The organism is Phycicoccus jejuensis (assembly GCF_000720925.1).
GTDB classification, from domain to species: Bacteria; Actinomycetota; Actinomycetes; order Actinomycetales; family Dermatophilaceae; genus Phycicoccus; species Phycicoccus jejuensis.
In genome coordinates this window covers 1-236 of the sequence record NZ_JOEE01000088.1, presented here as the reverse complement: position 1 = coordinate 236, position 236 = coordinate 1, and the positions used below count along the sequence as shown (strand labels likewise).

The 236-nt window shown below is 70.3% G+C and carries 1 protein-coding gene; it reads right to left on the bottom strand.

Annotated features, from left to right (window positions below):
* Nucleotides 1-236, bottom strand: a 236-nt coding sequence (locus IG69_RS0119730) for a DDE-type integrase/transposase/recombinase (protein ID WP_030529860.1), incomplete at both ends; no start/stop codon positions are given.

The following is a 236-nucleotide window of genomic DNA, read 5'->3' as shown; positions in this document are numbered from 1 at the left end:
GTACTGGCTGCCTCGGTCGCTGTGTGCCACAACGGATCCGAGGTCGGCGCCGGTGCGTTGCCGGGTCCAGATGGCCTGCTCGAGGGCGTCCAGGACCAGGTCGGTGCTCAGGCTGGTGCCGGTGCGCCACCCCAGGTTGCGGCGGGCGTAGGCGTCGACGACGAACGCGACGTACACCCACCCTGACCAGGTCGAGACGTACGTGATGTCGGCGACCCACAACCGGTCCGGCGCGG